Source organism: Bdellovibrio sp. KM01 (genome assembly GCF_013752535.1).
GTDB lineage: Bacteria > Bdellovibrionota > Bdellovibrionia > Bdellovibrionales > Bdellovibrionaceae > Bdellovibrio.
Map to the genome: position 1 here is coordinate 2,785,019 of NZ_CP058348.1, position 15,015 is coordinate 2,800,033.

Genomic DNA, 15,015 nt, shown 5'->3' on the forward strand with positions numbered 1-15,015 from the left:
CACTCTCTTTTGCCTCGAATATTTAATATTTTAAAATCAATATTGATATTTTAAATTAATAGGCGTATAAAATTGAATATGAGCAAAATCGATTCAAATCTTCAATGCCCCGCTTGCCAAGGCCTTTTGAGCCCTACGGTCCTGTCCTGCGGTCACTGCCATATCCGTGTCGAAGGACCTTTTCAGCTAAACGAGTTCGCGACTCTGCCAGCAGAAGACCTTCATTTCCTGCGCATCTTTATTCAATGCGAGGGAAGAATCCGCGATATGGAACCAGCTTTGGGTCTGAGCTATCCGACGATTCGCACTCGACTCACCCAGTTGAAAAACAAACTGACTGGTGAGCTTGAACAGCGTGCGACGGAAGAACCACCTAAAACTTTCTCGACCGAGGAAGTTCTCACTCGCCTGGAAAAGGGCGAGATCAACTTCGATCAAGCCATGAGTTTGATCAAGAAAGGCTCCAAATAATGAAAGAACAAATTAAACGAATTCTAGACATGACTAAAAGTGGCGCGCTCACTGATGATCAGGCGACGGCCCTTATTGATGAGTTGATGAAGAAAGCTCAAGCGGAGGGCTCCACTGAGCCTTCTTCAAGAGAGGATTCTCGCCAGGAAGAAACTCGTCGCGAACAAAGAGATGAAGAAGACATGCGTGGCCGTTTTCGCGGTGGACGTGGTGGGCCTCATCATCACCGTGATCGCGACGGTCGTCGTCGTGGCCCGTGGGCCGACGGTCCACGCGATTTCCGCGGTGCGGGTCCTCACTTCGCCTCTTTTATTCATGATAAAATCCATCGCAAAATGAATGAAGCCTTCGGTGGCTTTGGCGAGGAAAATGATGATGGCAATTCCATCACCATGTCCAAGTTCGAAGCTCCCTCAGGGCCTAATTCAGAATTCAAAGGAAACTCGATCACCGTTTCTTCATTTAAAGATGTGCTTTTGCAAAGATCTAAAATGAATAAAAACCGCATCGACGCCAGCAAAGTGGAAGATATCGAGTTAAGTGATGCCCAGGTTTCAAAAATGGGTCTTGCCGGCAGCTCTTTCGCCGATATCGAAATCGCGAACAGTGAAATGGTCGATGTTCATTTCCATGGCTGCAAAGTCAGCGACATCAGCTTAAACAGTGAAAGTCGCATCATCGACAGCGAATTCAATGGTGTGGTCTTGCGTGACATGAAACTGGCTGGTGGATCAGCTATTACTGGCGCAAGCTTAAGTGGTGTGAATCTGCAGGATATCAGTTTGGATGGATCCAAACTTGAAAAGATGGCTATCGAAGGTGCTTCTTTAAAAGATATGCACTTTGTGGACTCCACCCTGCAAAACTGCCTGATCAAAGCGGGCTCTATGGAAGATGTGAGTTTTAAGACTTCAACTTTGAATGAAGTGATTTTCATCAATGACGATACTTGGTCACTCAGCAAAAAAGGCATGCACGATGTGCAGTTCAATCAATGCAATTTCGATCAAGTGAAATTCACGGACTGTAATTTGAGTGACGTCACTATTCGCAACGTTACGATCAAAGGTGCCAAGATTCAAAAGATTGATTTATCAGATGTAGAAATTGACGGCAACGAAGCGTTTATCCAAGCCTTCAAACCGGTGATGAAAAATTAAGGAATTTAAAAATGAAAATATTCAGACTTTTTAGCGCACTTTTCTGGGCCATTCCGTTTTACTTTATCTGGAATAGTCTTGCGCCCATTTATGCTCCCCAACTTCCACCGCAATACCTTGATGTTCCTTACTGGCATGTCGCAGGGATTTTTGCGTTGATCGCGATTTTGAATATCGTGATCAACCCACGCCGCGGAGGTCGTCATCATCGCGAACATTATGGTTGGCAAGGTGGTCGTCATCACTTCGGTAAATATGCGAAGTACTGCAAACGCGGTTACTGGACGGAAAAGTACTATCACCGCACATAAAAAAGGAGCCGCGAGGCTCCTTTTCATTTTTTTATCAAATTAGTACCAGTTATATGTCAGACCTTTAATCTGTTCTTTTCTTGCTCGATATTTCGGAACAGAATCGCAAGATAATATCGCGTTCGCCCATCATGTACGCCAAGGGTACAGTCGATAGCTTTAGCATGGGATCGTTCAACTACAAAAAAACCATGCTAAGAATTGGGATACTTTGCTCTTTGCTTGCAATTTCCACTGAAGCATTGGCGAGTGCAACCTCCCTCACCTATCAAGGGCGAATTCTAACCGCGAGCGGTCAACCCTTCGAATATGCTCACGCAAGTTTTCTTTTTAAAATCACCTCACCCGATGGTCAGTGCGTAATTTACCAAGAACAATTTAATGGTGTTGATATGACGAACTCCAATGGCATCTTTGATGTGCCGATTGGAACTGGTAGCGTTCAATATATATCGAGTCCGGCATTGACTGTTATAGACATCTTTAACAACTCCGGAAGTTATCAATGCGGAACTTGCACCCCAAGTGCAGGGAATACTTATACATGCTCCCCATCGATGGCGGCTCCCTATGTGGCGGCACCTGCTGATGGACGTCTTTTACGAGTGGCATTCTATGACGGCTCAGGTTGGAATGCGGTCACTCCTGATAACAAAATTAGAGCAGTGCCGTATGCTGGATATTCCTTCACTTCATATAAATTAGGTTCACACACCGCTAATGATTTTATGTTAAAAGCGGATGTTCCATCAGCCTGCGGGACCGCTGGAAATTTTCTGACTTGGGATGCGGGGCAATCCAAATTTGCCTGTTCAACTCTTGCGAGTGCTGGAGCTGGGACTATCACGGGTGTCACAGCCGGAAGCGGACTTACAGGTGGAGGCAGCTCTGGAAATGTGACTGTGTCATTAGCAAACACAGGTGTGACTGCAAGCACTTATGGTTCTGCAACTCAAGTACCAGTATTGACTATCGATGCTCAAGGACGAGTGACCGGCGTGACAAACACCTCTATCACGGGCATTGCACCCACCGGCGCTGCGAGTGGAGATCTTACAGGAAACTATCCATCCCCTACAATCGCGGGGAATGCTGTCACCAGCGCCAAAATTTTGGATGGTACTATCAATGCCGCTGATATGAATTTTACGGGCACGAACACAGCCACGTCAGGAATCGTCATTAAAGATTCCTTGGGTAATTTTTCTGAGTTCGCTTGCTCGACTGTGGGACATATCGCAATGTGGACATCAGTGGGTTGGGGCTGCCAAGCACCTTCGACAACGGATTCAACAAAATTACCGCTTACTGGTGGTACGATGGCCGGCGCCATTGATATGAACTCTAACAACATCACAAACATCGGCTTTATGACGATGTCAGCGAATAAAAGTTTGCATGTATCAAACAATTCCTCAGACCCCAGCTTGGTCGCAGCTGATAAAGGTAAAATTTGGTTTAACTCGACGACGAATGAATTAAAGTATTGGAATGGTACTGCCGCAGTGGCGGTGGGATCCACAGGTGCTGCTATCACGGACCTCACTGGAGATGTGTCAGCAACCGGCCCCGGCTCTGCAGCGGCAACGATTGCGAATAGCGCAGTGACAAATGCAAAGATGGCCAATATGGCAGCCCATACTTTAAAAGGCAATATCACGGGTTCCGCGGCCGCACCGACGGATATAACTATAGCGAGTCTTCAAGGTACTTCCGGAACTACATTTGCCGCAGGTAACGATTCTCGCATCACGGGAGCACTTCAATCCGGTACTGCTGCAGGTGGTGATCTTGCTGGTACTTATCCAAATCCAACTCTTGCCACAGGTGCGGTGACCTCTACAAAAATCGCAAGTGCGACAATCGTGGGTGCAAATCTGGATTTTACGGGAGCCAATAGTGCAACCACGGGAATGGTTCTTAAAGATGCCACGGGCAAATTTTTAAGTTTTGTGTGTTCGACGGCTGGCGATGTTCCAACTTGGACGACATCGGGTTTTTCATGTCAGACGCCTTCACCACTTCTCCCCGCTCTTGCCGATGGTAAAATCTGGGTGGGTGTAGCAGGAACTGCGACAGCAGTCACGATGTCGGGCGATGCGAATCTCTCGAATGCAGGGGCATTGACTCTTGCAAGTGTAGTTTCTGCAGGTACTTATACAAAAGTAACTGTGGATGTAAAAGGTCGTGTCACAACTGGTGCTAACTTAGCTGCTGGCGATATCATCACGGCTCTGACATACACTCCAGTTAATAAAGCTGGCGACGTGATGACTGGATCTTTGGGTCTGGGCAATTTCACAAATGCGACGGAAGCGACTCTTATCACGGGTTGGACTGCTGCAGACAAAGGTAAAACTTGGTTTAACACATCGACAAATCAAGTGAAGTATTGGGATGGCTCTGCAGCCCAGGCCTTGGGAGTTTCTGGTGCAGGCTTGACTTCACTTAATGGTGAGTCTGGTTCTGCGCAAACTTTCGCAACACCGGGTACTGCTGGTACGGCTCCAGCCTGGTCATCTGCTTCCAATACACATACGTTAAATATTCCAATGGCATCTGCTGCCGGCGTGACTGCGGGCCTTTTAAATAAGACCGATTACGATACCTTCGCAGCCAAACAAGCGGCAGGCAACTATGTCACGGCTTTAACCGGTGACGTGACAGCTTCTGGTCCCGGTTCTGCTGCAGCCACGATTGCCTCCAACGCAGTAACAAGTGCGAAAATTGCAGACGGTACGGTTGTTGCCGCTGATATGGATTTCACCGGCGTAAACGCTGGCACCGCGAATTTGGTTATCAAAGATTCCTCTGGTAAATTTGCAAACTTCGGCTGTTCTACGGCTGGTCACGTTGCAACCTGGTCCGTAGCTGGGTGGTCTTGTGCCGCTCCAACCCCACTGATGCCTTCCTTGGCTGATGGTAAAATGTGGGTTGGCGACAATGCGAATACGGCAACTGCAGTTACAATGAGTGGTGATGCGACTCTTTCAAATAGTGGCGCCTTGACATTAGCTAACGTTGTTTCTGCTGGCACTTATACCAAAGTTACAGTGGACACAAAAGGTCGCGTGACAACAGGTGCAAACTTAGCCGCTGGCGATATCACGACGGCCTTAACTTACACTCCCGTGAATAAAGCTGGCGATGTGATGACCGGTTCTTTGGGTCTTGGTAATTTCACGAACGCGACAGAAGCTACTTTGATCACAGGCTGGGGCGCTTCTGACAAAGGTAAAACCTGGTTTAATACTTCGACGAATCAAATGAAGTATTGGGACGGATCTGTTGCCCAGGCGTTAGGAGTTTCCGGTGCAGGCTTAACTTCATTGAATGGGCAATCTGGTTCTACACAAACTTTTGCCACTCCGGGCACCTCCGGAACGGCTCCGGCTTGGTCTTCATCTTCTAACGCGCATACCTTGAATATCCCCATGGCTTCGGCCGCAAGTGTTACAGCGGGTCTTTTAAGTAAAACGGATTACGACGCTTTCGCGGCAAAACAGGCTGCAGGTAACTATGTGACCTCTTTAACAGGGGACGTGACAGCTACCGGTCCCGGTGCTGCTGCAGCAACGATCGCAGCAAATGCGGTAACGAGTTCAAAAATCGCTGATGGCACGATCGTGGGCGCAGATATCGATTTCACCGGAGCGAATGCAGCAACTACTGGAATCGTTCTGAAAGACAGCACTGGTAAATTTATGAATTTTACTTGCGCGACTGCAGGCCATATTCCGACTTGGACAGCTTCAGGATTTGCATGCCAAGCACCGACGGCTCTATTACCGACTCTTGCTGATGGTAAAATCTGGGTGGGTGTAGCGGGAACCGCAACCGCTGCAACTATGTCTGGTGATGCGACAATTTCAAATACCGGTGCATTGACACTGGCAACTGTTGCAACTGCAGGCACTTATACGAAAGTCACAGTCGATACCAAAGGTCGCGTCACGACCGGTGCAAATCTTGTGGCGGCAGATATCACGTCAGCATTAACATACACGCCAGTAAATAAAGCTGGTGATGTGATGACCGGCTCCCTGGGATTGGGCAACTTTACTGATGCCACAGAAGCCACTTTAATCACAGGCTGGAATACTGCCGACAAAGGTAAAACGTGGTTTAATACGACTTCCAATGTTGTAAAATATTGGGATGGTAGCGCCATAAAAGTTATCGGCTCTGTCGGTGCCGCAATCAGCTCGATGAATGGTCTTTCAGGGACAACTCAAACTTTTGCAACTCCGGGCACTACAGGCACCGCTCCCTCATGGTCTTCAGTGGGTTCCTCTCACACACTCAATATCCCAATGGCATCTGCATCGAGCGTTACCGCGGGTCTTTTAAGTAAAACCGATTATGATGCATTCGCCGCCAAGCAAGCCGCCGGCAACTATGTAACTGCATTGACAGGTGATGTAACTGCATCGGGGCCGGGTTCCGCAGCCGCCACAATTGCGAACAGCGCCGTGACAAACGCTAAAATGGCCAACATGGCAGCGAATACTCTAAAAGGCAATAATACCGGTTCTGCAGCTGCGCCGACAGATATTACGATTGCGAGTCTTCAAGGTACAACATCCACAACATTCGCGGCGGGTAATGACTCTCGTATCACAGGGGCAATGCAATCAGGTGCAACAGCAGGCGGTGATTTAACGGGAACATATCCAAATCCAACCGTGGCATCAGGGGCTGTGACGACTGGAAAAATTGCCTCGGGAACCATTCTTGGAACGAACATGAATTTTACTGGTACGAATGCCGGTACGACCAGCATGGTTTTGAAAGATTCAACAGGTAAGTTTTTTGACTTCGCCTGCAGTACTGCAGGCCACGTTGCCACTTGGACCGTTTCCGGATGGGCTTGTCAGGTAGTCAGCCTTACTCCTTCCGGCTTTGGGTCCCAGACACAGAATACCTTCCTTGCCGCTCCAAACGGTTCAGCGGGCAATCCCACATTTAGAACAATCGCCTCTGCGGATCTTCCGATTACAGGTGCAACCGGTGTCTATATCAATGGTGGTAACTCATTTGGGTCGGCTGCAACACTTGGTACTAATGATGCCAACTCTCTTTCTTTAGAAACGAACAATACCACGCAGCTTTTTATCAGCGCGACAGGTTCTGTGGGTATTGGGACTGTATCCCCGACGGCAAAACTTCACATAAGCAGTTCACTTACAGGAAACTCCGGGCAACTTTACACCAACTTCTTTTATGCAACGGCAGATCCGACCGCGGCCTCGTCTGCCACTTACTATGGAAGTCAGGGGACTGTTTCAAACTACAACAGCAATACCAGATTGAACGGTGCAACTCTCACGGGTGTTGCAGGCCTGGTTGAACAAGGTGGAACTGGAATAGTTGGAAATGCGAACGCTATCGAAGCCCTGGTCAGTAAATTCGCATCGGGCAATATGACATCGGTAAATGGTGTTTACTCCCACCTGAATAGTTCAACTTCTGGCACAACCGATACGTTCCGCGGACTTTATGTAAGCACGAATATTTCTGGCACAAGTACGTTGACGAATGGTTATGGGGTTTACATAGATTCAATGAGTGGGACGACGAATAGCTATGGTATTTATCAAAATGGCGCCAGCGATCGGAACTACTTTGCAGGACGCGTTGGTATCAATACTGCATCCCCAAGCGCCAATGCAAAACTTGAAGTCACAGGCACCATCGTCAGCACTCCGACTTCAGTCGCTGGAGCCTCTGTGAATCTTGCAACATCAAATACGATAACTCTTACGGCTGTGGGAGGAACTGCGATTACGCTTTCGAACATGGTTAATGGAGGCAACTATACATTGCTTGTGAGTGATACGACTTCCCGCACGTATACTTTCACTGGTTGTAACACGAGCAAATTTAGACCCGCAAATGCTGCAACTGTCGCCGGCACTGCCACCATGTACAGTATTATTACGATCTATAACGGATCCACATACGATTGCTGGATTACCTGGGGAAGCGGCTATCAATAGTGAGTTCAGCTATTCCCCGACTTCTTCTGTGAAGTGCTCAATGAAAGAGCGTGCCGCCAGACTTAACTGACGACCTTTTTTAATTGCTAACCACAAGTTGAATTCATGAGGATGCTCGACCGGAACTTCGAAAAGCTCTCCGTTGGCAATTTCCTTTTCAACCATGGAACGAGTCAAATATGCCAATCCTTCACCGGCCAGACAAAAACGCTTTTGCGCTTCTTGGCTGTTGGTTTCCAAACCGATCTGCGGAGCTTCGCCAAACAGTTCCATGATCACGCGTTTGGGACGAGTTTCAAGCAGCGCCCCGATCGAGCAGAGATAGCCGTAGTTTTCCAAAACTTTACGCAAAGTCTTTTCATTATTCGAAGACTTACATTCCTTCCACAGTTGCGGCTTACAAACCAAAGACATGAATTCAGAAGTCAGACGGCGATATTCGATATTGGGAATCGCGACCTTCGCAAATAAAAGCGCAAACTCGTTTTCCGTGTGAATCAAAGAATCAATGATATCATCAGGTGGACCCGACATGATACTTGGAATGACTTTAGGGTACTTACGACGAAACGTATGCAAGGGCTCTACTAAATAATCATTGATCACGTTGTCAGTAGCTGCGAAACGCAGAGGGCCTTCGCACTTTTCCTGAACCTCGCGGCACAGATTTTCAATCGCCTTTTCAGTGCGGAAGAGCTCTTCACACAGATGGAATACTTGATGACCTTTGGCAGTTAGTTCTACTCCGCTTTTAGAGCGGTCGAATAAGACCACGCCCTCTTGTTCTTCGAGCAAAGAAACTGAACGGCTCAGAGCACTTTGACTGATGTTCAGCCGAGCTGCTGCTTCCGAAAACTTTCCAGATTTAGCCACCTCAAAGAATGCGCGAAGATAATTCAGCTCCACCGAAGAACGTCCTTTTGAAAATATCTCAAATATAGATAGTAAAATGTTATCATTCGAATTTGTGAATCGAAAGATTATTTCGCGTTTACTATAAGTTATCCAGCCATAGGTAAAAGGCACAGAAGGGATAAGCAAAGCAGGCCGAGTAGAGGATCTGCAAGGGTGTTAATTTCTTTTTATCGATATGGGTGTGAAGTTTCTTTTTGGTATCGTACCATCGCGCCACAATTCCCAATGAAACACTCGCGATGGAGCTGATGACTAAAAAAGTCATCACGGCAGGACACTCTTGTTCTTATGAAGATAGGCTTCCACTGCGTTATTATATCCAGCTTCAGTAAAGGATGCATTAAAAACTCTCAAGGCTTCTTTGCCATTAGGTGAGTTTTTGAAGGCGACTCCATATTGGTACACTTGCAATGGTTTGGCATTAAACTGCAGCTTCTTTTTACTTCCGCGCAGCTGTTCATTTGTTTGCATCAGTCTGTTGAAGACGGCGCTATCAATAAATACTAAATCCAAACGGCCTTTGGCTAACTTTAAAAGATTCAGCTCATCTCTGGCCGCCTCTTCAATATCGAGCGCTTTGGCTTTTTGGAGCGGCCACAAAACCGCGGCCAAATCATAACCCACGACATTGCCGATACGGTATTTCTTGAGATCAGAAACATTTCTCCAAATCACGGGACGATCGGCCCTTTCCGCCATCCCCCACGTGCTGACTTGCACTGTACGGGACAATATAAAATTCTTCTGAATGTTTTCAGAGACGGCGGGAAAATAACCATCGACATCGGGACGTTCTGCCGCCTGCTTTTTAGTGCGGATCACTGGCGCAAAGGAAACTTTCAGATTGTATCCTTCTTTACGGTAGAGATCTTTGAATGCTGCCACGGCAGCGCCGCCCTCCGGAAGACTTTCCTTGGCGAAAGGGGGAAGTTCAAACGTCATAAGTTGAACTTCTTTGGGCGGACTTGCCGCAGAAGCAAAACTGGATCCGATAATTAAATAGGATATTATACCCGAGGAAAGCAATCCCACCTCATTCATATATATTAATGCTGAATCAGATTAAAGGACGCTCCCCTAGTGAAGCAATCGACGAGCCAGAATGACAATCCGATCTGGACCGTCCCCACAAGCAAGGCAATGAAATTAAATAACTGATGGTTTATTTTTCACTTTCGACAACATAACCTGCATCGAAATAAACGTTTTTATCCATCGTGACCTCTGCATATTTTTTGTCGTGAATTTTTGAAACTTGAGCAAAGCCAACGCGGTCTTTGGTGCAAACAGAAAATCTGCCACCTTTGCATTCTTCACGGAACACAGCCAGACGCTGCCCCAGTTTAACAGCGATTTTGGATTCTTCCAGATTCACTTGTGCAGTGGATTCACTTAGCTTCATCGTCACATCACCATGAACGGCTTTTTTATAAGAACACAATGCAGAAACAGAAATGAACATCATCGCCACGAACGTGAACGCCGCCACCATATTGAAACCCCCCACAGTTTTTTCTCAAACTTACTGCACCGTAAACCTCCGGGCAACATTGGTGAGAGATTCCTTGGGAAATTAATTATTCCGACTACGAACTATGCCCCCAGAATATGCTGTGCGTTTTGCACAGGCATCTATATTTTCCCCTCGAGAGATGTCTAAAATAGATTCTATCAAGGAGTTAAAATGAAAATTGCAATCATCACTGGCGGCAGCCGCGGACTTGGAAAAAGCTCTGCTCTTCATATGGCTGATAAGGGCATTGGAATCATCCTGACGTACAACAGCCAAAAGGAAGAAGCCGATAAAGTCGTTTCAGAAATTGAGAAAAAAGGCGGCAAGGCAGCAGCTTTGCAATTAGATGTGGGAAATTCTAAAAACTTTGCGGCATTTTCAAGCGCCGTTAGAGATGTGCTGAAATCCAAATTCTCTGCCGATCATTTCGACTATTTGGTTAACAACGCTGGCACCGGTGCCTATGTGGCTTTCACCGAAATGACCGAAGAAGTTTTCGATCAACTTTCCAACATCCACTTCAAAGGACCTTACTTCCTGACACAAAAATTATTGCCCCTCATCAATGATGGCGGTCGCATCGTGAATGTTTCCAGCGGCCTTGCCCGCTTCTCCGTTCCCGGCTCTTCTGCCTATGGAGCAATGAAAGGTGCCGTGGAAACATGGACACGTTATTTGGCAAAAGAATTGGGTCCACGAAAAATCACCGCCAATGTTGTTGCGCCCGGCCCGATTGCCACAGATTTCGGTGGAGGACGCGTTCGCGACAATAAAGAAATGAATGCCATGCTTTCATCCCAAACCGCATTGGGTCGAGTCGGAGAAGCAGATGACATCGGCAAACTTGTCGCAAGTCTGGTTCAAGACGACATGGGCTGGGTTAACGCCCAAAGAATCGAAGCCTCCGGCGGAATCTTTATCTAATTATTGCAAAAAAAATCCCAGGTGTTTTGCACCTGGGATTTTTATTTTTGGAATCTTAAAAGACTATTTAATATCGTTCAAGGCTACGGAAACCATCGTCGATACACCACGCTCTTGCATAGTTACGCCGTAAAGTTTCTTAGCAACTTCCATCGTGTGCTTGTTATGGGTAACAACGATGATTTGAGAGCGTTTGGCCATCTCGCGAACCAAGTCGTTGAAACGGAATACGTTGGCGTCATCAAGTGGCGCATCAACCTCATCCAGCAAGCAGTATGGTGATGGTTTCACCAGGAAGATCGAGAATACCAGAGCTACCGCAGTCAAAGCTTTCTCACCACCGGACATCAAAGACACGTTTTGTGTTTTCTTACCTGGAGGGCGAGCGATGATTTCGATACCCGCTTCGTTTTTCTCAGTTTCTTCAACAAGCTCCAACCACGCTTCACCACCACCGAATAGCACTGGGAATACGCGAGTGAAACGCTCGTTAACCAAGTCGAATGTCTCTTTGAAACGTTTTGAACAGATTCTGTTGATACGATCGATCACTTTACGAAGTTGTTCTTTCGCTTCAGTCAAATCTGCGTGTTGTTTCGTCAGGAATTCATAACGAGTTGCTGTTTCTTCGTACTCTTCGATCGCTGACAAGTTCACTTCACCGATTTTCGCCAATTTTTCGCGAAGATCTTTCAATTGAGCATCAGCTTCCATGAAGTCGCCCTCTTTATTGATGTATTTTTCAATAACATCAGGAAGGTTCAGCATGTAACGTTCACGGATAGAATCAACCAAGTACTGCTCTTTCATCTTGGCTTGTTCAAGCTTCAATTGAGAGTCGTTCATTTTGTGTTGTCTTTCGTTGCGAAGACGCTGAGAAGCGCTAGCTTCCTCTTCGATCGCGCGGATAGTTTCAGACATCACTTCGTATTCGTCTTTCGTGCGAGCCGCTTGAAGTTTCAATTGCTCAACTTCATCCAAAAGACGTTCAAATTCGATTTTCTTTTCTTCCAAAGTCACTTGGCTCTCAGTCATTTGAGAGTTGTAGCCTTCAGCTTCTTCGCTCATACGAGCCAATTGAGCATCAAGGTCTGACAAAGATTTGGAAACCATCTCAAGCTGTCTCAAAACACCGGTGTATTCCTGAGTTTTAGAAGCAGATCTTACCTGAAGATCTGTTACTTCCGCTTGCAGACCGTCAAAGCCCAAACGAACTGAGTTCAATTCAGAGTTCAAAGCTTCCACTTCGCCTTCAAGAAGAACTTTCTTCTCGCGAGCTTCGATCAAAGCTTCGTTCAACTCTTCCATTTTCAGCTCTTGAACTTCCAATTGCTCAGTCAGTTTTTTGACTTCGCGTTCTTGACGTTCAACTGCCGCTTGGGCGTTTTGAACTTCGTTCTCGGCGCGTTCAAGGTCTTTTCTGAATTCAGTAACTTTGATTTCTTGGTCAATTTTGCGTTTTTGAGCGCCTTCGAAATCGTTCAATACGTTCGCCAATTGCTCTTCAACTTTTTTAAGAGCCATTTGCGCCAATTGAAGTTTGCCGGCGTATTCGTCTTTTTTCTCAGACAATTCTTTGATCTCACGGCGACGTTTAAGCATTCCAGAATCCGCAGATTCAGAAGAACCACCCGTCAAAACACCGTCAGCAGTCAAAGTGTCACCGTCAAGAGTAACGAATGTCCAGCCAGTGTAAGTCGCGCGAAGATTCAATGCCGTACGAATAGAATCAACGATCGCTACACCGTCCAACATATAAGTGACAGCGTTTTTGAACTTATCCGCCGCTTGAACCACATCTTTCAAGATAGCTTGAACGCCTTCTTGACCGATTGGAGATTCGGAACGGTTGAAAGCCACGTTTTGGTCGCTTGCAGACATGAAGCTGGAACGACCGGATTTTTGTTCTTTCAAATGAGAAACAGCGTCTACGGCGATGTTCGCATCAGAAGACAAAAGCATTTGCAGGCGTGAGCCCAATGCCGCTTCCATTGCCACTTCGTATTCAGCCGGAACTTCAACAACCTCAGATACCGGTTGGAAGTGGGTGACGACTGAACCATCCGCCATCAACTCTTGAGAGCGAGTTTTTTGCCACAACATCACTTGTTTCACACCTTCTTGGAAGCCCTCGAAGTTGTTTTGCAAGTTTTCAAGACCGTACAAACGAGAAGCCACTTCATTCAAAGAGTCTTTGAATGATTCCACTTCTAATTTTTTCTCGGCCGCTGACTCAGTCAGGATCTTTTTATTAGCTTCGAAAGAATCAACATCAGAAGCCAAGTCCAATTGCATTTGGCGTTCTTTATCAAGATCGTTCGTCACTTTTTTGCGACGGCTTTCGAACTCAACTTGCTTTTCACGAAGTTCGTTCAAAACTTGTTGTTCATTGTCCTGGCGTTCGCTCAAGTCAGCGATCTGTGCAGACAAAGAGTTCACACGCGCATCCAAAGACGACTCCGATTGGCCCACAGCGAACAATTCGCGGCGTTTCGTCGTCAAATCTTCATCAACAGTCCCAATACGTGAGTTGAAGTTTTGGAAGATGTCATTTTTCTCGTTAAAGGTCGCTGTCAGTGTTTCAGCTTCTTCTTTAAGCTCTGTTACTTGAGCTTCCAAAGTCGCTTTATCACGAGCTAGCAATTCCTGACGAGCTTGTTGCTCTTGCAGGATTGTCCCTGTCATTTGTTCATTACGACGGGCTTGTTCAATTTCGAAACGAAGTTCTTGAATCTCCATTTCTTTCTTTTGAACAGTGCCTTGTTTGTCGAAATAAACTGTCTGATGCTCTTCAGCCATTTTTTCTTTTTCAAGGATTTGAAGTTTCAGAACTTCCAATTGACCTTGAAGAGTCGAAAGGTTGGCGTCGCCTTCGATTTCCATACTTTGCGCTTCATTGAAGATCGCTTGAGCTTCTTCAGCCGCACGAGCCAACTCGACGTACTGAGCCGTCGAAATCCACAAATCCAAATCTTCAATTTGGTTTTTGATATTGCGGTAGCGTTCCGCACGTTGCGCCTGTCTTTGCAAAGAATCGATCTGGCGTTTCAACTCGCCCACGATGTCTTGCAAACGAAGCAAGTTTTGATCTGTTTGGATCAATTTACGTTGAGATTCTTTTTTACGAGCCTTGAACTTCGTGATACCCGCAGCTTCCTCGATAAGCATGCGACGGTCTTCAGGTTTCGAAGTGATGATCTTACCGATCATACCTTGCGCGATGATAGAGAAACCTTTAGAGCCCGCCCCCGTATCCATGAAGATCTCTTGCAAGTCCTTCAAACGAGCTGGTTCTTTATTGATGAAGTACTCACCCTCACCGTTTCTGTGAAGACGACGAGTCACCATGATCTCAGAGTGTTTGATGTATTTAACTGGGAAGGCGCCGCCGTCGTTTTCAAGCGTCAATGACACTTCACACATACCTAGTGGCGCGTAACCTTCAGCACCACCAAAGATAACGTCCGTCATTTGCGATGCACGAAGATCCTTCGCAGACTGGTCACCCATAACCCACATCAGGGCATCTACGATATTGGATTTACCGCAACCATTTGGTCCGACGATACCTGTAATACCAGAATCGAAATGGATCACTGTACGATCTTTGAACGATTTAAAACCAATGAGTTCAATCTTTTTAATTCTCAAGGTATATTCCCCTCTTGAGTCACATGAGTTACTCAAAATATACAAGCCCAAGGTCCAGCTAGACCAAAGGC

At 46.5% G+C, this 15,015-nt stretch carries 10 protein-coding genes; 5 read left to right on the forward strand and 5 right to left on the reverse strand.

Annotation, left to right across the window (positions count from 1 at the left end; translation table 11 throughout):
- Positions 1-78: 78 nt before the first annotated feature.
- The 4 genes from HW988_RS13525 (at position 79) to HW988_RS13540 (ending at position 7,941) form a co-directional block, all read left to right on the forward strand.
- Positions 79-471, forward strand: a complete 393-nt coding sequence (locus HW988_RS13525; RefSeq protein WP_181604760.1) for a DUF2089 domain-containing protein — start codon at positions 79-81, stop codon at positions 469-471.
- Positions 471-1,631, forward strand: coding sequence for a pentapeptide repeat-containing protein (locus HW988_RS13530; RefSeq protein ID WP_181604761.1), 1,161 nt, complete (start codon positions 471-473; stop codon positions 1,629-1,631). Before HW988_RS13525 ends, HW988_RS13530 begins: the two co-directional genes overlap by 1 nt.
- Positions 1,632-1,642: 11 nt before the next feature.
- Positions 1,643-1,942: a hypothetical protein gene (locus tag HW988_RS13535; RefSeq protein ID WP_181604762.1), complete on the forward strand. Its 300-nt coding sequence runs from the start codon at positions 1,643-1,645 to the stop codon at positions 1,940-1,942.
- A gap of 164 nt (positions 1,943-2,106) precedes the next feature.
- Positions 2,107-7,941 carry a hypothetical protein gene (locus HW988_RS13540; protein WP_181604763.1) on the forward strand — a complete coding sequence of 1,945 codons (5,835 nt, stop codon included), beginning with the start codon at positions 2,107-2,109 and terminating at the stop codon, positions 7,939-7,941.
- A gap of 9 nt (positions 7,942-7,950) precedes the next feature.
- On the opposite strand, the gene HW988_RS13545 is transcribed toward HW988_RS13540, so the two are convergent.
- From HW988_RS13545 to HW988_RS13560, 4 genes are all read right to left on the reverse strand, one after another.
- Entirely contained in the window at positions 7,951-8,847 is an 897-nt protein-coding gene (locus tag HW988_RS13545; protein WP_181604764.1) for a LysR family transcriptional regulator, read from the reverse strand.
- Positions 8,848-8,935: 88 nt separating this feature from the next.
- Positions 8,936-9,124: a hypothetical protein gene (locus HW988_RS13550; RefSeq protein WP_181604765.1), complete on the reverse strand. Its 189-nt coding sequence runs from the start codon at positions 9,122-9,124 to the stop codon at positions 8,936-8,938.
- Positions 9,121-9,798: a transporter substrate-binding domain-containing protein gene (locus tag HW988_RS13555; RefSeq protein WP_181604766.1), complete on the reverse strand. Its 678-nt coding sequence runs from the start codon at positions 9,796-9,798 to the stop codon at positions 9,121-9,123. The genes HW988_RS13550 and HW988_RS13555 overlap by 4 nt, the downstream gene beginning before the upstream one ends.
- Before the next feature lie 220 nt (positions 9,799-10,018).
- Complete coding sequence (locus tag HW988_RS13560) at positions 10,019-10,348, reverse strand: hypothetical protein (RefSeq protein WP_181604767.1); 330 nt, start codon at positions 10,346-10,348, stop codon at positions 10,019-10,021.
- Between the two features lie 192 nt (positions 10,349-10,540).
- Here HW988_RS13560 and HW988_RS13565 point away from each other — a divergent pair, with 192 nt between their 5' ends.
- The gene (locus HW988_RS13565; protein WP_181604768.1) at positions 10,541-11,293 is read left to right on the forward strand and encodes an SDR family oxidoreductase; all 753 of its coding nucleotides are present in this window, start codon (positions 10,541-10,543) and stop codon (positions 11,291-11,293) included.
- Between the two features lie 63 nt (positions 11,294-11,356).
- On the opposite strand, the gene smc is transcribed toward HW988_RS13565, so the two are convergent.
- A complete protein-coding gene (gene smc / locus HW988_RS13570) occupies positions 11,357-14,944 on the reverse strand; it encodes a chromosome segregation protein SMC (RefSeq protein ID WP_181604769.1) in 3,588 nt (1,195 codons plus the stop codon).
- Between the last annotated feature and the right edge of the window lie 71 nt (positions 14,945-15,015).

Excerpts from the sequence above, each read along its gene's own strand:
- HW988_RS13535 (WP_181604762.1), top strand. The coding sequence starts at position 1,643 with ATGAAAATATTCAGACTTTTTAGCGCACTTTTCTGGGCCATTCCGTTT.
- HW988_RS13565 (WP_181604768.1), top strand. The coding sequence starts at position 10,541 with ATGAAAATTGCAATCATCACTGGCGGCAGCCGCGGACTTGGAAAAAGC.
- HW988_RS13555 (WP_181604766.1), bottom strand. The coding sequence starts at position 9,798 with ATGACGTTTGAACTTCCCCCTTTCGCCAAGGAAAGTCTTCCGGAGGGC.
- HW988_RS13530 (WP_181604761.1), top strand. The coding sequence starts at position 471 with ATGAAAGAACAAATTAAACGAATTCTAGACATGACTAAAAGTGGCGCG.
- HW988_RS13525 (WP_181604760.1), top strand. The coding sequence starts at position 79 with ATGAGCAAAATCGATTCAAATCTTCAATGCCCCGCTTGCCAAGGCCTT.
- HW988_RS13560 (WP_181604767.1), bottom strand. The coding sequence starts at position 10,348 with ATGGTGGCGGCGTTCACGTTCGTGGCGATGATGTTCATTTCTGTTTCT.
- HW988_RS13540 (WP_181604763.1), top strand. The coding sequence starts at position 2,107 with ATGGGATCGTTCAACTACAAAAAAACCATGCTAAGAATTGGGATACTT.